We start from the raw sequence: 21433 nt of genomic DNA, 5'->3' as shown, positions 1-21433 counted from the left end.
TTACAACTTTTCCGAACAAGGAGTTGTGCCCGTGTTGTATGTAATTTACGCTCAAGACAAAGCCGATAGTCTCGAAAAACGTCTTTCCGTTCGTCCGGCACATTTAGCGCGTTTGCAGTTACTGCATGATGAAGGTCGTTTGCTGACTGCGGGACCAATGCCAGCAGTTGATAGCAATGATCCTGGTGCCGCAGGTTTTACAGGTTCGACGGTGATTGCTGAATTTGAATCTCTGGAAGCAGCGCAAGCATGGGCTGATGCCGATCCTTACGTGGCGGCTGGAGTGTATGAACACGTTTCAGTAAAGCCCTTTAAGAAAGTGTTCTGAATAGAGGCTCAACATCTTAGAACACGGTTTTAGCAACCGTGTTCTTGTTTGGCCTTTCCTTGTAGGTATGCCATCGCAGCCGCTATAACAAACAGATAATAACTTTATCTGTATTTCTTTATACGATGTCAGCATATTCAGGAAAAATGCCCCTCCCTGACAAGGTATTGCTCAATCAAATCCTTTGATTACTGCGGATAAAGTCATCTACTATTGTTTAACATATTCACGCGTCGCATGTATGCTCACATTATGTACGCGTAGAGATAATTAAACAAAATTGTGGTTACAGAGGTATCAGTGAGTCACTGGGCTACATTCAAGCAAACAGCAGTAAATTTATGGGTGACCCTGCGGCACGATATTATCGCGCTAGCCGTCTTTTTAAATGGATTGCTTATTTTTAAAACAATCTATGGTATGTCGGTCAATCTGCTCGATATTTTCCATATCCAGGCATTTTCGGAACTTGATCTCTCCTTGCTGGCCAATGCGCCGCTGTTTATGCTCGGCGTCTTTCTTGTTCTGAATTCGATCGGCTTGTTATTTCGAGCAAAACTGGCATGGGCAATCAGTATTATTTTGTTGTTGATTACGCTGATCTACACCTTGCATTTTTATCCCTGGCTGAAATTTAGTATTGGTTTTTGCATCTTTACGCTGGTGATTCTGCTGGTGCTGCGCAAAGACTTCTCACACAGTAGTGCCGCCGCCGGGACAATTTTTGCTTTTATTAGTTTTACGACGTTACTGTTTTACTCCACCTACGGCGCGCTGTATTTAAGTGAGGGTTTCAATCCGCGAATAGAGAGCCTGATGACTGCTTTCTATTTTTCGATAGAAACTATGTCAACCGTGGGCTATGGCGATATCGTTCCCGTGTCTGAATCGGCACGCCTGTTTACTATTTCAGTCATTATTTCCGGCATTACCGTTTTCGCCACCTCCATGACCTCTATTTTTGGTCCTCTTATCCGAGGAGGATTCAATAAACTTGTGAAAGGAAACAAGCATACGATGAATCGTAAAGATCACTTTATTGTTTGCGGTCACTCCATTCTGGCAATCAACACGATTCTGCAACTGAATCAACGCGGACAAAACGTGACTGTTATCAGCAATTTGCCAGAAGATGACATCAAACAACTTGAGCAACGATTAGGCGACAATGCTGATGTTATTCCCGGTGACAGCAATGACAGTTCGGTATTAAAAAAAGCGGGAATCGATCACTGTCGGGCTATTCTGGCGCTCAGTGATAACGATGCAGATAACGCTTTTGTCGTCCTGTCAGCCAAAGATATGAGCAAAGATGTCAAAACGGTGCTGGCCGTCAGCGATAGCAAAAACCTGAATAAAATTAAAATGGTACATCCGGACATCATTCTTTCGCCGCAGCTTTTTGGCAGCGAAATTCTGGCGCGGGTTTTAAATGGTGAAGAGATTAATAATGATATGCTCGTCTCAATGTTGCTGAACTCCGGGCATGGTATTTTCAGCGATGACGATGAAACGAAAACTGACAGTAATGAATCGGCGCAAAAATAGATTTAAAAGGCTGAAGGTAAACTTGCTGGGCACCGCAATGGTGCCCGGAACATTCAGATATTGTAGATCGCAAACAATAACGAGTTACGCTGTTTGTTTAGAATGCACTTCCTGATGCTGTGGATACGCATATTTCGGCGAGACTGCCCCTCAAGCCAACGCGATTTACGCCGGCTAGCCTGACGCTGCATACGCCAGCGTCCCACTTCCGTTCTACTCCGCTTCATGTTAACTACTCTATGCAATAACAGAATGGTCATTATACCCTCGCCCCCGACGCTGACTAGTGCTTTTCCCGCGTTTTTATTTGCCAGATGAATCCATATGCGTAAACTCATAACAATGCGCTTTCAAAAGGATTTCTAATCTATGACAACCGTTTATACGTTGGTGAGTTGGTTGGCCATTCTGGGATACTGGTTGCTCATTGCAGGCGTAACATTACGCATTCTAATGAAACGACGTGCAGTTCCCTCCGCCATGGCCTGGCTGTTAATCATTTATATTCTGCCTCTGGTCGGAATTATTGCCTATCTTGCAGTCGGCGAACTCCACTTAGGTAAACGCCGTGCCGAACGCGCCAGAGCGATGTGGCCTTCTACCGCTAAATGGCTTAACGATCTTAAAGCCTGTAAACATATCTTCGCAGAAGAAAACAGCAGTGTCGCCGGCCCGTTATTCAAGCTTTGCGAGCGTCGTCAGGGGATCGCCGGGGTCAAAGGAAATCAGCTACAACTGATGACCGAGTCTGATGATGTGATGCAGGCGTTAATCCGCGACATCCAGCTTGCCCGGCATAATATTGAGATGGTGTTTTATATCTGGCAACCCGGCGGTATGGCGGATCAGGTGGCTGAGTCACTGATGGCTGCAGCCCGACGCGGTATTCATTGCCGACTGATGCTCGATTCCGCCGGTAGCGTCGCGTTCTTCCGCAGTCCGTGGCCAGAACTGATGCGTAATGCCGGTATCGAAGTGGTCGAGTCCCTAAAAGTTAATCTGATGCGCGTATTTTTACGCCGTATGGATCTGCGCCAGCACCGCAAGATGATCATGATCGATAACTACATTGCCTATACCGGCAGTATGAATATGGTCGATCCGCGCTTCTTCAAACAGGATGCAGGTGTAGGACAATGGATTGACCTGATGGCGCGTATGGAAGGCCCCATCGCCACCGCGATGGGGATTATTTATTCCTGCGACTGGGAGATTGAAACCGGGAAACGTATTCTGCCGCCGCCACCAGATGTCAATATTATGCCGTTTGAGCAGGCCAGCGGTCATACGATCCATACCATTGCTTCTGGCCCCGGCTTCCCGGAAGACCTGATTCACCAGGCATTACTGACTGCGGCTTATTCGGCGCGTGAATATTTGATCATGACGACGCCCTACTTCGTGCCCAGCGATGATTTGCTTCACGCTATTTGCACGGCAGCGCAACGTGGTGTTGATGTCAGTATTATCCTGCCACGTAAAAATGACTCAATGCTGGTTGGCTGGGCCAGCCGCGCGTTCTTTACTGAGCTGCTGGCCGCTGGGGTTAAAATTTATCAGTTTGAAGGCGGATTGCTGCATACCAAGAGCGTGCTGGTCGATGGCGAGTTAAGTCTGGTGGGCACCGTTAACCTCGATATGCGTAGTCTTTGGCTGAACTTTGAAATCACGCTGGCGATCGACGATAAAGGTTTTGGTGCTGACCTGGCCGCCGTTCAGGACGATTATATTTCGCGCTCACGTTTACTTGATGCGCGGTTGTGGGCGAAACGACCACTCTGGCAACGCGTTGCCGAGCGACTGTTTTACTTCTTCAGCCCGTTGCTGTAAAACGTGGCCAACAGATGTTAAACGGGTAGTGACTATGGATATGGATTTAAACAATCGCCTGACCGAAGATGAAACACTTGAACAGGCCTATGATATTTTTCTCGAACTGGCCGCAGATAATCTCGATCCGGCTGATGTTCTGCTGTTCAATCTTCAGTTTGAAGAGCGCGGCGGTGCGGAGTTATTCGACCCGGCAGAAGACTGGCAAGAGCATGTTGATTTCGATTTAAACCCGGACTTTTTTGCCGAAGTGGTGATTGGCCTGGCGGACAGTGAAGATGGCGAAATTAACGATATTTTCGCCCGCATTCTGTTATGTCGCGAAAAAGATCACAAACTTTGCCATATTATCTGGCGAGAATAAATAATCGCTTTTGGCGTGATAAAGGGCTGACAGCTGTCAGCCCTTTTTGTTTTAAAGCGGATCGACTTTCAGGCAAGAAACGGCATGTCTGAAACTCCCCTCCAGCACAGGTCGCGTTTTGGCACACTCAGGACCGGCAATCGGGCAACGGGTACGGAAAACACAACCAGAAGGCGGGTTGATCGGCGACGGTAATTCCCCTTCCAGTAACTGAATAGATTTGTTCTTTTCCAGATCCGGGTCAGGAATGGGCACTGCCGACATCAATGCTTTGGTATAAGGATGCAGCGGATTATGGTAGACCTCATCATACGTCCCCAGTTCTACCGCATGTCCGAGATACATCACCAGCACGCGATCGGAAATGTGTTTTACCACGGCCAGATCGTGGGCGATAAAGATTAATGACAATCCCATCTCACGTTGCAACTGCTGGAGCAGGTTGACTACCTGGGCCTGAATTGACACATCCAGCGCCGACACCGGCTCATCGCAGATAATCAGCTTCGGTTCAAGAATAAGTGCACGAGCAATCCCGATACGCTGACACTGCCCGCCGGAGAACTCATGCGGATAACGGTTAATCAGATTGGGTAGCAAGCCGACTTTCATCATCATCGCCTTCACGCGCTCACGAACTTCCTGGCGTGACATTTTCGGATGGTAGGTGCGCAGCGGTTCAGCGATGATCTCACCGATGGTCATACGCGGGTTCAGCGATGCCAGCGGATCCTGAAAAATCATCTGGATATCACTACGAACGGCACGCCATTCATCGGGCTTCATTCCCAACAACTCTTTGCCTAACCAGGCAACACGACCGTCAGTAGCCTTGACCAAACCGATGATGGCACGAGCAAAGGTGGACTTACCGCATCCCGATTCTCCTACCACACCCAATGTTTCCCCTTCATACAAGCGAAGCGTGACACCATCAACCGCTTTCAGTGTTTTTGCGGGTTGCCAGAACCACTGTTTGCCATCTTTGATTTCAAAGTGCACTTTCAGGTCAGCGATTTCGAGGAGGACTTTTCTTCCTTCAGTTACAGCATTCATAACAGTTCCTCCACCGGTTTAAAGCATGCACGCAGACGGCCAGGGGTAAACTCTTCCAGCGGCGGTGCGCTACTACAAATTTCCATCGCATGTGGACAACGTGGCTGGAACGGGCAACCTTTTGGTAATCGCAGCAGGTTTGGCGGATTACCGGGAATGGTCAACATGGTTTCACCTTCCGCATCGAGACGCGGCACCGCATTGAGCAAACCGATAGAATAAGGATGAACGGGTTGATAAAAGACATCGCGCGCATTGCCATATTCCATCGTGCGCCCGGCGTACATCACCAGAACTTTGTCACAGATCCCCGCCACCACACCCAGATCGTGGGTGATCATAATGATGGCGGTATTAAATTCCCGCTTCAGTTCATTCAATAGCGTCATGATTTGCGCCTGTACGGTCACGTCCAGCGCAGTTGTCGGCTCATCGGCAATCAGCAGTTTAGGCCGACACAGCAACGCCATCGCAATCATGACGCGCTGACGCATCCCACCAGAAAATTCATGCGGGAACATCTTCATGCGTTTACGCGCTTCCGGCATTTTTACCGCATCGAGCATCCGCACTGACTCTTCAAACGCCTCAGCCTTGCTCATGCTTTTATGCAGCATCAGCACTTCCATCAACTGCTCACCAACGCGCATATAAGGGTTTAACGAGGTCATCGGATCCTGAAAAATCATCGAGATTTGTTCAGCGCGCAGTTTATTGAGTTCTCGCTCTGGAAGATTGAGGATTTCTCGCCCATTGAAGGTTGCCGATCCGCCAATACGTCCGTTGGCAGCCAGAAGCCCCATTAAGGCAAACGCGGTTTGCGATTTACCCGAACCAGATTCACCAACGATACCCAGCGTTTCCCCGGCACGCAGGGAAAAATTCAAATCGTTAACCGCCGTGACGTCGCCATCCGGGGTACTAAAGGTGACACGCAAATCTTTCACGTTCAGTAGTGCGTCAGCCTGTTGTTGTGCGAGCGGCACAGTTGCAGTTTCAATTACGCTCATGGCTGCACTCCTTAACGATCTTTCGGGTCGAGGGCATCACGCAAGCCATCGCCGATAAAGTTGAAACAAAACAGCGTCACCACGAGGAATCCCGCAGGGAACAGCAGTAACCACGGAGAGACTTCCATCGAGTTCGCGCCATCGCTCAGCAATGCGCCCCAGCTGCTTAACGGCTCTTGTGTACCCAGCCCCAGGAAGCTTAAAAAGGATTCAAAGAGGATCATGCTGGGCACCAGTAGCGATGCATAGACCACTACAACACCAAGCACATTCGGCACAATGTGGCGAATAACAATACCGGGCGTAGATACACCGCCAACTTGTGCCGCCTCAATAAACTCTTTGCGCTTCAGACTCAGGGTTTGTCCACGCACAATACGCGCCATATCCAGCCAGGAAACCATGCCAATCGCTACAAAAATCAGCAGAATGTTTTGACCGAAAAAGGTCACCAGCAAAATGACGAAGAACATGAATGGGAAGGAGTTGAGGATTTCCAGCAGACGCATCATTACCGAATCCACTTTGCCGCCAAGATAACCAGAAAGCGAACCATAAAGTGTCCCCACAACCACTGCGACCAGTGCCGCAGCAACCCCGACCATGAGTGAGATACGTCCACCAATAGCAACGCGTACCAGCAAGTCGCGGCCAGATGAGTCAGTACCAAAGTAGTGACCGGATTCCATATCCGGGGCGCTGGACATCATCGCCCAGTCGGTATCGTCATAGGCAAACTGCGAAAGCATTGGTGCCAGGATAACAAATAACGCGATCAGTACCAGCACTATCAGACTGGCGACCGCCGCACGGTTATGCATAAAACGTCGACGTGCGTCCTGCCACAAGCTGCGCCCTTCGACCTCCAGCTTCTCACTGAAATTTTCCAGCGTCTCGCTGTTTTTCTTACTTAACATCATCGCGAGCTCCAGTATCAGTAACGGATTTTCGGATCGATAACCGCATATAGCACATCGACAATGGCATTAAACAAAATGGTTAATGCACCAACCAGAATGGTCAGGCTTAACACCAATGAATAGTCACGGTTCAATGCGCCATTAACGAACAATTGCCCGATCCCCGGCAAACCATAAATGGTTTCGATGACCATAGAACCGGTAATAATGCCGACAAATGCGGGTCCCATATAGGAGAGCACGGGTAGCAGAGCTGGTTTTAATGCGTGGCGAAGGATGATCCTGCGCATAGGTAAACCTTTCGCGCGGGCAGTACGAATAAAGTTGGAATGCAAAACTTCAATCATCGAACCACGGGTAATACGCGCAATACTGGCGATATAGGCGAGAGACAATGCCACCATCGGCAATATCATGAATTTCAGCGCCCCGCCATTCCAGCCACCGCCTGGTAGCCAATGCAAAATGATCGCAAATATCATGACTAATAATGGCGCAACCACAAAACTGGGGATAACCACCCCGGTCATTGCCAGCCCCATCACGGTATAGTCCCATTTGGTGTTTTGTTTTAATGCGGCAATAACGCCAGCACTAACACCCAGCACTACCGCAAGTATAAACGCGGCTGCCCCCAATTTTGCAGAAACAGGAAAACTGGATGCTACCAGGTCATTGACCGAATAATCTTTATATTTAAAAGACGGACCGAAATCGCCATGCGCCAGTTGTTTCAGGTAGCTGAAATACTGTGTCATGATCGGATCATTAAGATGATATTTCGCTTCGATATTGGCCATCACTTCTGGCGGTAACGTCCGTTCACCAGTGAACGGACTTCCTGGCGCCAGACGCATCATAAAGAACGAAATAGTAATCAGAATAAATAGCGTCGGAATCGCTTCCAGACAGCGACGTAGAATAAATTTTAACATTGCCGTACCTTCTGGCCAGTGCCTTCTATAATGCGATAAAAATCAGACACCGTGGAGCAAGTTCCCCTGCCCCACGTATTGCCATTAGTGCTTCACAATGTACATATTTCTGGTGTAGGTATTATCCAGCGGATCTTTGCCGGTATACCCCCCAACCCACGGTTTCACCAGACGCGCGTTCACATAGTAATAAACCGGAACAATGGCCGAATCTTTATCCAGCTGCTGTTCTGCTTTGGTGTACAGCGCAGTGCGTTGCGCCTCGTCAGTCGCTTTCAGCGTTTCCGCCATAATGCTGTCAAAGGCCGGACTCTTATAATGCGCGGTATTCATCGAACTGTTCGACAGCATGGTGTTCAGGAAGGATGATGGTTCGTTATAGTCAGCACACCAGCCTGCACGAGCCACATCAAAAGCTCCCTGGTGACGGGTATCGAGGAAGGTTTTCCACTCCTGGTTAACCAGTTTGACGTTTACACCAATATTTTTCTTCCACAGTGAAGAGGCGGCAATCGCCAGCTTTTTATGCAGATCGGACGTGTTATATAGCAGGTTAATGGTCAACGGTTTGTCTGCGGTATAGCCCGCTTCAGCCAGCAGCTTTTTCGCTTCTTCGTTACGTTTTTCCTGACTCCAGCCAAACCATTCCGGTTGAGTTAATTTTGCACCATCTGTGTAAGGAGGAGTGTAACCATAGGCGGGCATATCGCCCTGTGCTTTCACTTTATTAACGATGATATCGCGATCCATACCCAGTTTCAGTGCGGTACGCACACGCACGTCGTTGAATGGCGGTTTCTGATTGTTAATTTCGTAATAGTAGGTGCACAAATACGGATCGACGTGAACCTCGTCCGGGATCTCTTTTTTAAGCTTCTGGAACAGCTCGATCGGCATGTTGTTATAGGTCATATCGATTTCGCCGCTGCGATAGCGGTTAACATCGGTGACTTCAGAAGCAATCGGCAAATAGGTGACTTGGTTAATGACGGTTTTCTCGTTGTTCCAGTAGGTCGGGCTGCGCTCAAGAACGATACGTTCGTTAACGACCCAATCTTTTAAGGTATAGGCACCGTTGGTGACAATATTTCCTGGCTGGGTCCATTTCTCGCCGAATTTCTCAATAGCGGCTTTTGGCACCGGAGAAGTCGATGGGTGAACCAGTAATTTATAGAAATACGGAACAGGCTCACTTAATGTGACTTCTAAAGTGTGGTCATCGACGGCTTTCACGCCGAGATCGGTAATCGGTTTTTTCCCTTCGAGAATTTCATCAATACCGGCGATATGCCCATATTGTAGATAACTGGCATAGGGAGAAGCGGTGTTCGGATCAACAGAACGTTGCCAACTGTATACAAAGTCCTGCGCAGTGACTGGCGTGCCGTCGGACCATTTCGCATCTTTACGCAGATGGAATGTCCAGACTTTGGCATCTTTATTATCCCAGGACTCCGCGACGCCAGGCGCCGGGTGACCATCGAGATCGCTGACCAGCAAGCCTTCAAACAGGTCGCGACTGATATTAGACTCCGGAACCCCTTCAATTTTGTGCGGATCTAATGACTGAACTTCAGAACCATTGTTACGCACCAGCGTTTGTTTTTCTGCGAGCTGAACACCAGCGGGTACATCAGCCGCCAGCGCAACATTCCCTGCCATAAGCGCAGCCAGAACGCCTGCTGCTACTAAACTTCTCTTGGTGATGTTGGTCATTGTTTTTGGACTCCCTCATTATAATTACTGGCTTTAACCAGCATGTGTAATCCCGGGTTGGGACCCTGGACAGATTCGGAGACTTTCTGCTGCCAGGTTGATATATCGTTACGCTTTGCTATCACCGACTTTATTTATTCTGGCGATTCGAACGACCACCTTACGTCGGTTCCTACTGTATCTCCCCTGTCGAGACACATTTACTATTTAATGCAGCAATTTTTATTGTTAATTATTCTCATTACCAAAAAAATCGCCTGACGGTTGGCCGGAAAGTATCAAATGCGCTTCTTGCCCGCCAATACATTTTGCAAAATTGTTAAGCAATTCTCTTTTACTGACCGCGCCAATATCTAAAGACTTCATCAGATTGCCAATAAAACCATTTAAAAACAATAAAATAAAACCTCGTAAAGCAAGTCTGTTTTTTCTGGTTGCTGTCACGATAGAGAAATATACAATAACTTAACAAAATGTCATTATTTAGCACATTCCTCTGCCAAATGCAGTGGAATTACTAATATCATTTCAATTATTCTTCAGCAAGACCCAGGATTATGATGTCGCGAAAATAACATGATGAGGAGGATGGCGGGGTAAGGATATTCTTATAACTGGCTGTAATATGAGGAAAAATATTTATCTATTTCGTTTGCTTTTGATAACTGTGCTGGGCAAAAGTAAAAATAATGACGAAAAAACGGAGCACCATGGCTCCGTTTCGTATGAAAGAAATTAATTGAGCAGACCAGGGAAAATCCCTTTGATTCCATTAACAATAAATTCAATCCCTAATGCCATCAGCAGCAGCCCCATAATACGAGTAATCACGTTTATACCGGTCTGGCGCAGAACTCGCACCAGCCAGGGTGCCATGCGGAATAAGCCCCAGCAACATAAAGCAAACAATGCAATTGCCACAAAAAAGCCGAACAGATAACCAATGCTGTGATAACGCGTTCCCCAAACGATAGTTGAACTGATCGCCCCTGGCCCTGCCATCAAAGGCAATGCGAGCGGTACAACGCCGATGCTTTCTCGAATTGCGGTTTCTGATTTCTCTTGTTTGTTCTGTTTATCCTCACCAAGCTTACCGCTGATCATCGACATCGCAATTGTAACCACCAGTATGCCGCCCGCGATGCGGAACGAATCAATCGATATTCCAAAAAGTTGCAGAATCGTGTCGCCGAGAAAAAGCGAGATCCACAAGATAATCGCTACCGACAGGTTGGCAGTCAGATTTGTTTTGTTTCTCGCTGCCGCAGTCTGATAGCTGGTCATACTGATGAACACGGGGATAATCCCAACCGGGTTAACCAGCGCAAATAACCCGATGAAAAATTTAAAGTAAACGGGAAAATCAAAGAGTGTCTGAATCACGGTTAGCTCCGAAGCAAAAGCCGGATAATGTTAGCCATAAGCAAAGGTAAAAAAATACGCGCTGACAATACGCCTTTTGGCAGCATTTTTCACCTCCTAACCGCTTAAAATTACTATCATTCATTATTGTTATCTAGTCGTGCAAAACATGCTAATGTAGCCAACAATAAATACTACAATTTATTAACTATTAGCTTTTATAGCTAAAAGCGGAGCTGAAAGGTGTCAGCTTTGCGGAATTTTGATCTAGATCACGTAATCAGTACCCAGAAGTGAGTAATCTTGCTTACGCCACCTGGAAGTGACGCATTAGAGATTAGTCTCTCTAATGTTTAAACTCTTTTAGTAAATCACAGTGAGTGTGAGCGCGAGTAAGCTTTTGATTTTCATAGGTTAAGCAAATCATCACCACACTGACTATACTCTCGTATTCGAGCAGATGATTTACTAAAAAAGTTTAACATTATCAGGAGAGCATTATGGCTGTTACTAATGTCGCTGAACTTAACGCACTCGTAGAGCGTGTAAAAAAAGCCCAGCGTGAATATGCCAGTTTCACTCAAGAGCAAGTTGATAAAATCTTCCGCGCCGCCGCTCTGGCTGCCGCAGATGCTCGAATCCCACTCGCGAAAATGGCCGTTGCCGAATCCGGCATGGGTATCGTCGAAGATAAAGTAATTAAAAACCACTTTGCTTCTGAATATATCTACAACGCCTATAAAGATGAAAAAACCTGTGGTGTTCTGTCTGAAGACGACACTTTCGGTACTATCACTATCGCTGAACCAATCGGTATTATCTGCGGTATCGTTCCAACGACTAACCCGACTTCAACTGCAATCTTCAAATCGCTGATCAGCCTGAAGACCCGTAACGCTATTATCTTCTCTCCGCACCCGCGTGCAAAAGATGCAACCAACAAAGCTGCTGATATCGTTCTGCAGGCTGCTATCGCTGCCGGTGCACCGAAAGATCTGATTGGCTGGATCGATCAACCTTCTGTTGAACTGTCCAACGCGCTGATGCACCACCCTGACATTAACCTGATCCTCGCGACTGGTGGTCCGGGCATGGTTAAAGCAGCATACAGCTCCGGTAAACCGGCAATCGGTGTAGGTGCTGGTAACACTCCGGTTGTTATCGATGAAACCGCAGATATCAAACGTGCAGTTGCATCCGTATTGATGTCCAAAACCTTCGACAACGGCGTAATCTGTGCTTCTGAACAGTCTGTTGTTGTTGTTGACTCTGTTTATGACGCTGTACGTGAACGTTTCGCTACCCACGGCGGTTACATGCTGCAGGGTAAAGAGCTGAAAGCCGTTCAGGACGTTATCCTGAAAAACGGCGCACTGAACGCAGCTATCGTTGGTCAACCGGCTTATAAAATTGCTGAACTGGCGGGCTTCTCTGTACCAGAAAACACTAAGATTCTGATTGGTGAAGTGACCGTTGTTGATGAAAGCGAACCGTTCGCACATGAAAAACTGTCCCCGACGCTGGCAATGTACCGTGCAAAAGATTTCGAAGACGCGGTAGAGAAAGCAGAGAAACTGGTTGCCATGGGCGGTATCGGTCATACCTCTTGCCTGTACACCGACCAGGATAACCAACCGGCACGCGTTGCCTACTTCGGTCAGAAAATGAAAACTGCCCGTATCCTGATCAACACCCCGGCTTCTCAGGGTGGTATCGGTGACCTGTATAACTTCAAACTCGCACCTTCCCTGACTCTGGGTTGTGGTTCCTGGGGTGGTAACTCCATCTCTGAAAACGTTGGTCCGAAACACTTGATCAACAAGAAAACCGTTGCTAAGCGAGCTGAAAACATGTTGTGGCACAAACTTCCGAAATCTATCTACTTCCGCCGTGGCTCACTGCCAATCGCGCTGGATGAAGTGATTACTGATGGCTACAAACGTGCGCTCATCGTGACTGACCGCTTCCTGTTCAACAACGGTTATGCCGACCAGATTACTTCTGTACTGAAAGCTGCCGGCGTTGAAACAGAAGTCTTCTTTGAAGTTGAAGCTGACCCGACACTGAGCATCGTTCGTAAAGGTGCAGAACTGGCAAACTCCTTCAAGCCAGACGTGATCATCGCGCTGGGTGGTGGTTCCCCGATGGACGCCGCGAAAATCATGTGGGTTATGTACGAGCATCCGGAAACCCACTTTGAAGAACTGGCGCTGCGCTTTATGGATATCCGTAAACGTATCTACAAGTTCCCGAAAATGGGCGTGAAAGCGAAAATGATCGCCGTCACCACCACTTCCGGTACGGGTTCTGAAGTGACTCCGTTTGCGGTTGTAACCGACGATGCAACAGGTCAGAAATATCCGCTGGCAGACTATGCACTGACCCCGGATATGGCGATTGTTGACGCCAACCTGGTTATGGATATGCCGAAGTCCCTGTGTGCTTTCGGTGGTCTGGACGCAGTCACTCACGCCATGGAAGCTTATGTTTCTGTACTGGCATCTGAGTTCTCTGATGGTCAGGCTCTGCAGGCGCTGAAACTGCTCAAAGAATATCTGCCAGCGTCTTACCACGAAGGGGCTAAAAACCCGGTAGCGCGTGAACGTGTTCACAGTGCAGCTACTATCGCCGGTATCGCGTTTGCGAACGCCTTCCTGGGTGTATGTCACTCAATGGCGCACAAACTGGGCTCCCAGTTCCATATTCCGCACGGTCTGGCCAACGCCCTGCTGATTTGTAACGTTATCCGCTACAACGCGAATGACAACCCGACCAAGCAGACTGCATTCAGCCAGTACGATCGTCCACAGGCTCGTCGTCGTTATGCTGAAATCGCAGACCATCTGGGTCTGAGCGCACCGGGTGACCGTACTGCTGCGAAGATCGAGAAACTGCTGGCATGGCTGGAAACGCTGAAAGCAGAACTGGGTATTCCGAAATCTATCCGTGAGGCTGGCGTTCAGGAAGCTGACTTCCTGGCGAACGTAGATAAACTGTCTGAAGATGCATTCGATGACCAGTGCACCGGCGCTAACCCGCGTTACCCGCTGATCTCCGAGCTGAAACAGATTCTGCTGGATACCTACTATGGTCGTGATTACGTAGAAGGAGCACCAGCAGCAAAGGAAGCAGCTCCAGCTAAAGCAGAGAAAAAAGCGAAGAAATCCGCTTAATCAGTAACTCTGTACATCCTCATAAACGGTCCCTTTTGGGGCCGTTTTTTTGTTTTCGCTACACGCTATACAAAGCCAAATAACCCAACTGCATTAGTATGCTCATATATACTGTTATCTAATGCGCACTAACCGCGATAACCTGAAAATGACTCAACATCGTAGATGACGAAGCACTAAATCGTTCTGTTACGTTTTAGCGATGGTTAGGAGCAGAGAAAGAATTATGGTTCGGAAGAAGTTAGTAAAACGAACTGACAGGATAAAGGCCTCGATTCATCCTGTCAGTAAAGAAAATCTTATTAATCGTGTTGATGTCTTTCTTGAATAGCCGTCAAAGAACCGACTTCTAACGCTTCTTTATAGTGTTTACGGCAAACCGAGACGTAACGCTCATTACCACCAATAACCACCTGTTCGCCTTCGTTATAAGGCCTACCCGCTTGATCAAGACGTAGCACCATGCTTGCTTTACGACCACAAAAGCAAATAGTTTTTAATTCGACCAGTTTGTCTGACCATGCCAGTAAGTATTGACTGCCGGTAAATAATTCACCGCGAAAATCTGTACGTAAGCCATAACAAAGTACGGGTATATCGAGTTGATCGACAACCTCCGATAATTCATATACTTGTTGTCTGGTTAAAAACTGGCATTCATCAACCAGTACACAATGAATTGCCTGTTGTTCATGTTCCGCACGAATCTCATCAAATAATGATGAATTTTGGTTAAATAATTTTGCCGGAGATGACAAACCTATACGCGAGCTGACTTTCCCTGCCCCGAAACGATCGTCAATTTCCGCCGTATATACGACAGTCCGCATACCGCGTTCCTGGTAATTGTATGAAGATTGCAGCAATGCCGTAGACTTACCCGCGTTCATTGCGGAATAGTAGAAATATAGCTGTGCCATCAGCCACAGGCCCTCAATGATATGAAATAAAGTTGGCTGAAGTTTATCATAATTCGCCAGTTTTACAGCGCAACAGTACACGCAGAAGAGCGTATATACATCATTCCTTAAGAAGGATGACATAATCCTTCAGAGCTATCATTGTGTCTGTATTGCTTGTTATAACCGCGTAAATGACTCCTGGTAACTATTCACAATCTTTAACTTGTTGCACAAGTAATAACCCTCTGTTGACCTCCAGGATACGGCAATACGAAGTCCCTGCACTTATTGCGACTGTTCTTCTTTTCATCATTCTCTTAATAGCGGATTTTTTGTAAACATGACTAATACCGAAGAGTAAAAGACGTCAGCGCGTGTTAATCCCTACATAAAATGTGACATGAATCAGGAAGTTTTAACCTTAGATGATGCGAAATCATCGGTACAAATAGGGCTATATGCCGCATCTTTTCTGGCTAATTTTATGAAAAGATATTTATTGGCGGCACAAAATAAAGAACAATTTTGAATTCCTTACATTCCTGGCTATTGCACAACTGAATTTAAGGCTCTATTATTACCTCAACAAACCACCCCAATATAAGTTTGAGATTACTACAATGAGCGAAGCACTTAAAATTCTGAACAACATCCGTACTCTTCGTGCGCAAGCAAGAGAATGTACACTTGAAACGCTGGAAGAAATGCTGGAAAAATTAGAAGTAGTTGTTAACGAGCGTCGCGAAGAAGAAAGTGCGGCTGCTGCTGAAGTTGAAGAACGCACTCGTAAACTGCAACAATATCGTGAAATGCTGATCGCTGACGGTATCGACCCGAACGAACTGCTGAATAGCATGGCTGCTGTTAAATCTGGCACCAAAGCTAAACGCGCACAGCGTCCAGCTAAATATAGCTACGTTGACGAGAACGGCGAAACCAAAACCTGGACTGGTCAGGGTCGTACTCCGGCTGTAATCAAAAAAGCAATGGATGAGCAAGGTAAATCCCTCGACGATTTCCTGATCAAGTAATAATCTTTTTTAGATTACGCTCGCTTAAAATCCCGCCATTGGCGGGATTTTTTATTGTCCGTTTTAAGACTATCCAATAAGAATAAGCTATAAAAAAACGGCATTGATAACTCAATGCCGTTTCGTAGAAAACACCGCTATTGGTGTTACTTCTTAATGCCCATCTCTTCTTCAAGCCAGGCTTTAAATTCAGCACCCAGCGAGTTGTGACGAATACCGTATTCAACGAAAGCCTGCATGTAACCTAATTTATTACCGCAGTCATGGCTCTTCCCTTTCATGTGATAGGCTTCAACCGTTTCTTTTTCGATCAGCATATCAATAGCATCGGTAAGTTGAATTTCATCGCCTGCTCCCGGAGGAGTTTTTGCCAGCAGCGGCCAAATATCGGCGCTAAGTACGTAACGACCAACAATAGCGAGATTAGACGGTGCAACATCTGCTTTCGGTTTTTCTACTACACCGACCATCGGTACACTTTCACCAGGCGCTAAATCCACACCTTTGCAATCCACAACACCGTATGCAGTCACATCAGCAACAGGCTCAACCATGATCTGACTATGGCCAGTTTCATCAAAGCGGCGGATCATCTCTGCGAGGTTATCCTGCGACAAATCGGATTCATATTCATCCAGAATAACGTCAGGCAAAATAACAGCCACAGGTTCATCACCAACTACCGGGTGAGCACACAATACTGCGTGCCCTAAACCTTTCGCCAGCCCCTGACGAACTTGCATAATAGTCACGTGCGGCGGGCAAATAGACTGCACTTCATCAAGCAGCTGACGTTTTACACGTTTTTCCAGCATTGCTTCCAGTTCAAAACTGGTATCAAAGTGGTTTTCAATAGAGTTTTTCGATGAGTGAGTCACCAGCACAATTTCAGTAATACCCGCCGCAATACATTCATTCACGACGTATTGAATTAATGGCTTATCGACAAGCGGTAGCATCTCTTTCGGGATAGCTTTCGTCGCCGGCAACATCCTGGTTCCTAATCCCGCTACGGGGATAACGGCTTTTTTGACTTTCGTGTTAATGGCAGCCATTTAAATTCTCCTGGACTGTTCGTGTATTGAACGTGTTCATATTTCTGTATCACATCCCAGTATATCAGTACCCTGGCGACGCCTGGTTCCGAAAAGGAAGCGAGTTAACATAATTAAGACAATTACTTATACGAATGGCGACGATAGTACCACCAGCAGACATTAGCAGGTAATGCAATTTTATCCCAAATTATCGTTTGCTCAATTCGCAGACAGCATCAAACGTAGCCTTCCACCAGCGCCCCAAATTTGGCATTGCCAGGCATCACATCTCTGACTCAATTGATTCAAATAAGTGTTGCCTAATGTTCCTAACGGAACGCCATTACTGATTTGAATCTGGTGTTCACCCGCATTCAACGTCGCATTCAAGCCTGCGGATACCAGAATGAGATTTTTTAATTCACGATGATAATAGCCGACTAATAGAGGAAATTGACCGGGCAGATTGGCCTGGCGTAGTAAATGGTTTACCTGCTTCAATAACGCGCCTAACTCAGGCAAAGGTTGATTCTGGTGCGCAAGCTGTTCCTGTAATAAGCCATTAAACAACGCACGTAATAACAAGGCTGCAAGGACGCCATTATGTCCAGCACGGGTTACATCAAGGCAATAAAAAGCCAGATCGTTTTCCGAAAGTGCAGCAATATCAAGTACCAGACCAGGTTTATCAACAGCAACGAGTTGGCGATAATTAACCCGACAATGGGAAATCTCCTGCTGAACCGGTGGTTGTAATTCTTGCAATAATTTCGCGGCGGCTGTCGGATTATCGACCATTGCATCCCAATCGCGAAAAAGCCTTTCTTCTTCCTCAACCCTGGAGTTAAACATGCTGGGATACAGGCAAGCAAAAACCATCTCACGCAAGCGATTAAGATCTTTAACTGGTTTCAGCAAAACATCTTCCACACCCAGCCGTAATGCTTTCGCAATATCTGCCATATTTTCCGTAGCAGAAATCACCAGAACCGGGGTTTGGTCTCCCCGGTTGCGTATATGTTCCAGCAGTTTTAAGCCGTTCATTCTTGGCATTGCAATATCACATATCATCAGATCGGGTGTAAAACCTCCCAGTAGCTCAAGGGCATCCACCCCATCAGCCGCCAGTACTGTTGTTGCTCCCAATGAGGAAAACCATGAATCCAGAAGCGAGCGAAAGACTGGCTCATCTTCAACTATGAGAATCTGTTTTCCGACCAATGGCTGCGTCATGTTCTCTCCCCTGACTGGCTTTATTCAATAGTGACATGCTATTGCCATCAGTGCCTGTCAGAATTAACTTAAGTGTAGATAAAAAATCAGGTCAAAACGTTGGTTCGAACCAGCGGTAAAAGTTCATCCATTTTCTTCTCTACCGCTAATTGTCCTGCCGCAATGGCAGCATTTGCACGATGAAAATCCAGAGTGGATATCTGCGGGCATAAAGGTTGAATCAGAATATCAGGCGGATCCCCAGCCATACGGTTTCGTTTAAGACGGTTTTCCAGCACCTGGATAGACGTGGTCATAATCTCTGTTGCGGTTGGCGCAGTCACTGCCCGACGTGCCGTTATACTGCCTAATCGTTCTTTCAGACGCGCATGCCACGGGAGAGGATCGTCGTTCTCGCCATTATCTTCACTGACATTAAATGAAAGGAGATCTTGTTGCATTAAATGAGCATCGTGCTGCAGATCGACCGCAATCACAATATCAGCGCCCATCGCACGCGTGAGGGAAATAGGAATCGGATTAACAACTGCGCCATCAACCAGCCAATAGCCGTTATGAGCGACCGGCGCCATCAGGCCGGGGATGCTGCATGATGCACGAATAGCAAGATGGAGGTCGCCTTCGGTAAACCAGAGTTCTCGCCCCGTGCTTAAATTAGTGGCAACCGCAGCGAAACGGCGTGAACAATTTTCGATCTCTGTTTCCGGCATTATTTCGCGGTACTGGTTGAACACACGCTCACCGCGCAACAATCCACCACGCTGCCAGGAAAGATCCATCAGCCGTAAAACATCCCAATAGCTAAAAGAGGTAACCCACTGTTCAAGCGCGGTCAGGCGATCGCATGCAAAAGCAGCGCCCACCAGCGAACCGATTGAACATCCAGCGACGATATCTATTTCAATGCCCATTTTTTTAAGCGCGTTAATGACGCCAATATGCGACCATCCTCGCGCCGCGCCAGATCCTAGCGCCAGCCCTATTTTTATCTTTCTCATTGTTCCTGAAGGCTTCCCCTGGAATGCAGCCGTAGCCACATCGCTACTGCTCGGTTAACATAGTGCTACGCAGGCGATTAATACGCCGTTATTGTTTCCAGGGAGATTATTTGTGTCTGAGCTTTGTCCCTGTGGTAGTGCTGTCGAGTATAGCCTATGTTGCCACCGTTATGTGTCTGGTGAAAAGGTCGCACCTGATCCAGAACATCTCATGCGTTCGCGTTACTGCGCTTTTGTGATGCAGGACGCAGATTATTTAATGAAGACCTGGCATCCGTCCTGTGGCGCAGCGGCGTTACGTGCCGAATTGATTGCCGGATTTGCGCATACCGAATGGTTAGGGCTGACCGTATTTGAGCGTTCATATCACGAAGGAGATAACGTAGGTTTTGTTAGCTTCGTTGCTCGATTTGCCGAACAGGGTAAAACAGGAGCGATAATTGAACGTTCGCGATTTTTGAAAGAAAACGGTCAGTGGTACTATATTGACGGTACACGTCCACAGTTTGGCCGCAACGATCCCTGCCCTTGTGGTTCAGGTAAAAAATTTAAAAAGTGCTGCGGCCAATAATGGTTGACGGTACGGTTTAGCAAACACTCTCAACAAGGTTTTTCCAGCAATGCACTCACTCCAACGAAAAGTTCTGCGTACTATTTGTCCGGATCAAAAAGGTCTGATCGCGCGCATTACGAATATTTGCTACAAGCACGAGTTAAATATCGTGCAGAACAATGAATTTGTTGATCATCGTACCGGACGCTTTTTTATGCGCACGGAACTGGAAGGCATTTTTAATGATTCGACCCTGCTGGCGGATCTCGATAGCGCATTGCCGGAAGGCTCTGTGCGCGAACTAAATCCCGCCGGTCGTCGCCGGATAGTCATTCTGGTCACTAAAGAAGCGCATTGCCTTGGCGATCTGCTGATGAAAGCCAATTACGGTGGACTGGATGTGGAAATCGCGGCAGTCATCGGCAACCACGATACCTTGCGCTCGCTGGTTGAACGTTTTGATATTCCATTTGAACTGGTCAGCCATGAAGGATTAAGTCGCAACGAGCACGATCAAAAGATGGCGGATGCCATTGATGCTTATCAGCCTGATTACGTTGTGCTGGCGAAGTATATGCGCGTATTAACGCCGGAATTTGTGGCGCGCTTCCCGAATAAAATTATCAATATTCACCACTCATTCCTGCCAGCGTTTATTGGGGCACGTCCGTATCATCAGGCCTATGAACGCGGCGTGAAGATAATTGGCGCAACGGCACACTATGTAAATGACAATCTGGATGAAGGTCCAATCATTATGCAGGACGTTATTCATGTGGATCACACTTATACAGCCGAAGATATGATGCGGGCAGGTCGTGACGTCGAGAAAAACGTATTAAGCCGCGCCCTTTACCAGGTTTTGGCGCAACGTGTGTTTGTTTACGGTAACCGGACGATTATTCTTTAATCGCCAGCAAAAAGAACTGGTTGCCTTTAATCCGTTACGGATGAAAATTACGCAACCAGTTCTTTTTTCTCAACGTAACGCTTTACAGCAGCGTGTCATTTGGTATGATGCGCCCCGCCTCCCAATGAGGGAGCAGGCCAGTAAAAAGTATTGCCCCGTGGTGGGGTTCCCGAGCGGCCAAAGGGAGCAGACTGTAAATCTGCCGTCATCGACTTCGAAGGTTCGAATCCTTCCCCCACCACCATTATTCACCACAGCGATGTGGTAACTTCGGTGAGATTGTTAATCTTTGCACTCATCGAGGAAGGGTGAGAACCTTCGATTAAGGTTCGACTCGAGCGAAAGCGAGAGAACGTTGCCGCAGGCAACGACCCAAAGGGTGAGGAGCGAAGCGACGAATAATCCTTCCCCCACACCATCTTCAGCATTACCTACAATTTGATTTTCCCCTGGTGGGGTTCCCGAGCGGCCAAAGGGAGCAGACTGTAAATCTGCCGTCATCGACTTCGAAGGTTCGAATCCTTCCC

The 21433-nt window shown here is 47.3% G+C and carries 20 protein-coding genes, 1 tRNA gene and 1 other RNA gene; 10 read left to right on the top strand and 12 right to left on the bottom strand.

The annotated features are described in order from the left end of the window. Positions 1-31: 31 nt before the first annotated feature. On the top strand, positions 32-328 hold the full coding sequence (locus tag FC814_RS09855; protein ID WP_000967595.1) for a YciI family protein: 297 nt from the start codon (positions 32-34) through the stop codon (positions 326-328). Positions 329-628: 300 nt separating this feature from the next. Further along, a complete protein-coding gene (gene kch, locus FC814_RS09850; protein WP_024212520.1) occupies positions 629-1876 on the top strand; it encodes a voltage-gated potassium channel protein in 1248 nt (415 codons plus the stop codon). Positions 1877-1929: 53 nt separating this feature from the next. Here the strand turns inward: kch and FC814_RS09845 are convergent, their stop codons facing one another. Next, positions 1930-2103: a YciY family protein gene (locus tag FC814_RS09845; RefSeq protein WP_001309467.1), complete on the bottom strand. Its 174-nt coding sequence runs from the start codon at positions 2101-2103 to the stop codon at positions 1930-1932. Positions 2104-2245: 142 nt separating this feature from the next. Here FC814_RS09845 and cls point away from each other — a divergent pair, with 142 nt between their 5' ends. Together cls and FC814_RS09835 are read left to right on the top strand one after the other, a co-directional pair. Continuing rightward, positions 2246-3706: a cardiolipin synthase gene (gene cls / locus FC814_RS09840; RefSeq protein WP_000214525.1), complete on the top strand. Its 1461-nt coding sequence runs from the start codon at positions 2246-2248 to the stop codon at positions 3704-3706. A gap of 34 nt (positions 3707-3740) precedes the next feature. Beyond that, positions 3741-4070: an HI1450 family dsDNA-mimic protein gene (locus FC814_RS09835; protein ID WP_000366958.1), complete on the top strand. Its 330-nt coding sequence runs from the start codon at positions 3741-3743 to the stop codon at positions 4068-4070. Between the two features lie 51 nt (positions 4071-4121). Here FC814_RS09835 and oppF read toward each other — a convergent pair whose 3' ends face one another. The 7 genes from oppF to ychE all read right to left on the bottom strand — a co-directional run bounded on the left by oppF (position 4122) and on the right by ychE (position 11090). After that, positions 4122-5126 carry a murein tripeptide/oligopeptide ABC transporter ATP-binding protein OppF gene (gene oppF / locus FC814_RS09830; RefSeq protein WP_000994883.1) on the bottom strand — a complete coding sequence of 335 codons (1005 nt, stop codon included), beginning with the start codon at positions 5124-5126 and terminating at the stop codon, positions 4122-4124. After that, positions 5123-6136, bottom strand: a complete 1014-nt coding sequence (oppD, locus tag FC814_RS09825; protein ID WP_000110959.1) for a murein tripeptide/oligopeptide ABC transporter ATP-binding protein OppD — start codon at positions 6134-6136, stop codon at positions 5123-5125. Before oppD ends, oppF begins: the two co-directional genes overlap by 4 nt. Positions 6137-6147: 11 nt before the next feature. Further along, positions 6148-7056 carry an oligopeptide ABC transporter permease OppC gene (gene oppC / locus FC814_RS09820; protein WP_000979659.1) on the bottom strand — a complete coding sequence of 303 codons (909 nt, stop codon included), beginning with the start codon at positions 7054-7056 and terminating at the stop codon, positions 6148-6150. Between the two features lie 14 nt (positions 7057-7070). After that, positions 7071-7991 (bottom strand): oligopeptide ABC transporter permease OppB, encoded by a 921-nt coding sequence (gene oppB, locus FC814_RS09815; protein ID WP_000911117.1) that lies wholly within the window; start codon positions 7989-7991, stop codon positions 7071-7073. Positions 7992-8075: 84 nt separating this feature from the next. Continuing rightward, a complete protein-coding gene (oppA, locus tag FC814_RS09810) occupies positions 8076-9707 on the bottom strand; it encodes an oligopeptide ABC transporter substrate-binding protein OppA (RefSeq protein WP_137325877.1) in 1632 nt (543 codons plus the stop codon). A gap of 228 nt (positions 9708-9935) precedes the next feature. Then, a complete protein-coding gene (locus tag FC814_RS09805; protein ID WP_137325876.1) occupies positions 9936-10151 on the bottom strand; it encodes a hypothetical protein in 216 nt (71 codons plus the stop codon). Between the two features lie 291 nt (positions 10152-10442). Further along, a complete protein-coding gene (gene ychE / locus FC814_RS09795; protein ID WP_000616769.1) occupies positions 10443-11090 on the bottom strand; it encodes an NAAT family transporter YchE in 648 nt (215 codons plus the stop codon). Positions 11091-11569: 479 nt separating this feature from the next. On the opposite strand from ychE, the gene adhE reads away from it, so the two are divergent. Then, positions 11570-14242 carry a bifunctional acetaldehyde-CoA/alcohol dehydrogenase gene (gene adhE, locus FC814_RS09790; RefSeq protein ID WP_137325875.1) on the top strand — a complete coding sequence of 891 codons (2673 nt, stop codon included), beginning with the start codon at positions 11570-11572 and terminating at the stop codon, positions 14240-14242. 302 nt (positions 14243-14544) lie between these two features. Here the strand turns inward: adhE and tdk are convergent, their stop codons facing one another. Next, positions 14545-15162: a thymidine kinase gene (tdk, locus tag FC814_RS09785; protein WP_024165082.1), complete on the bottom strand. Its 618-nt coding sequence runs from the start codon at positions 15160-15162 to the stop codon at positions 14545-14547. Between the two features lie 602 nt (positions 15163-15764). On the opposite strand from tdk, the gene hns reads away from it, so the two are divergent. Further along, positions 15765-16175, top strand: coding sequence for a histone-like nucleoid-structuring protein H-NS (hns, locus tag FC814_RS09780; protein ID WP_001287384.1), 411 nt, complete (start codon positions 15765-15767; stop codon positions 16173-16175). A 146-nt stretch (positions 16176-16321) separates the two neighbouring features. Here the strand turns inward: hns and galU are convergent, their stop codons facing one another. The 3 genes from galU to rssA form a co-directional block, all read right to left on the bottom strand. Continuing rightward, complete coding sequence (galU, locus tag FC814_RS09775) at positions 16322-17230, bottom strand: UTP--glucose-1-phosphate uridylyltransferase GalU (protein ID WP_000718987.1); 909 nt, start codon at positions 17228-17230, stop codon at positions 16322-16324. Between the two features lie 201 nt (positions 17231-17431). Continuing rightward, positions 17432-18445 (bottom strand): two-component system response regulator RssB, encoded by a 1014-nt coding sequence (gene rssB, locus FC814_RS09770; RefSeq protein WP_000193438.1) that lies wholly within the window; start codon positions 18443-18445, stop codon positions 17432-17434. Positions 18446-18531: 86 nt separating this feature from the next. After that, complete coding sequence (gene rssA, locus FC814_RS09765; protein WP_010344798.1) at positions 18532-19443, bottom strand: patatin-like phospholipase RssA; 912 nt, start codon at positions 19441-19443, stop codon at positions 18532-18534. Positions 19444-19555: 112 nt separating this feature from the next. On the opposite strand from rssA, the gene FC814_RS09760 reads away from it, so the two are divergent. The 4 genes from FC814_RS09760 to FC814_RS09745 all read left to right on the top strand — a co-directional run bounded on the left by FC814_RS09760 (position 19556) and on the right by FC814_RS09745 (position 21324). Next, the gene (locus FC814_RS09760; protein WP_137325874.1) at positions 19556-20014 is read left to right on the top strand and encodes a YchJ family protein; all 459 of its coding nucleotides are present in this window, start codon (positions 19556-19558) and stop codon (positions 20012-20014) included. A 49-nt stretch (positions 20015-20063) separates the two neighbouring features. Next, the gene (purU, locus tag FC814_RS09755; RefSeq protein WP_000555850.1) at positions 20064-20906 is read left to right on the top strand and encodes a formyltetrahydrofolate deformylase; all 843 of its coding nucleotides are present in this window, start codon (positions 20064-20066) and stop codon (positions 20904-20906) included. A gap of 159 nt (positions 20907-21065) precedes the next feature. Next, a tRNA-Tyr gene (locus FC814_RS09750) sits at positions 21066-21150 on the top strand. 44 nt (positions 21151-21194) lie between these two features. After that, a non-coding RNA gene (locus FC814_RS09745) (RtT sRNA) lies at positions 21195-21324 on the top strand. Positions 21325-21433: the final 109 nt, after the last annotated feature.

Source organism: Escherichia sp. MR (genome assembly GCF_005280595.1).
Classification (GTDB): Bacteria; Pseudomonadota; Gammaproteobacteria; order Enterobacterales; family Enterobacteriaceae; genus Escherichia; species Escherichia ruysiae.
The sequence above is the reverse complement of the archived record's forward strand: the minus strand, read 5'-3'. Positions and strand labels throughout refer to the sequence as shown.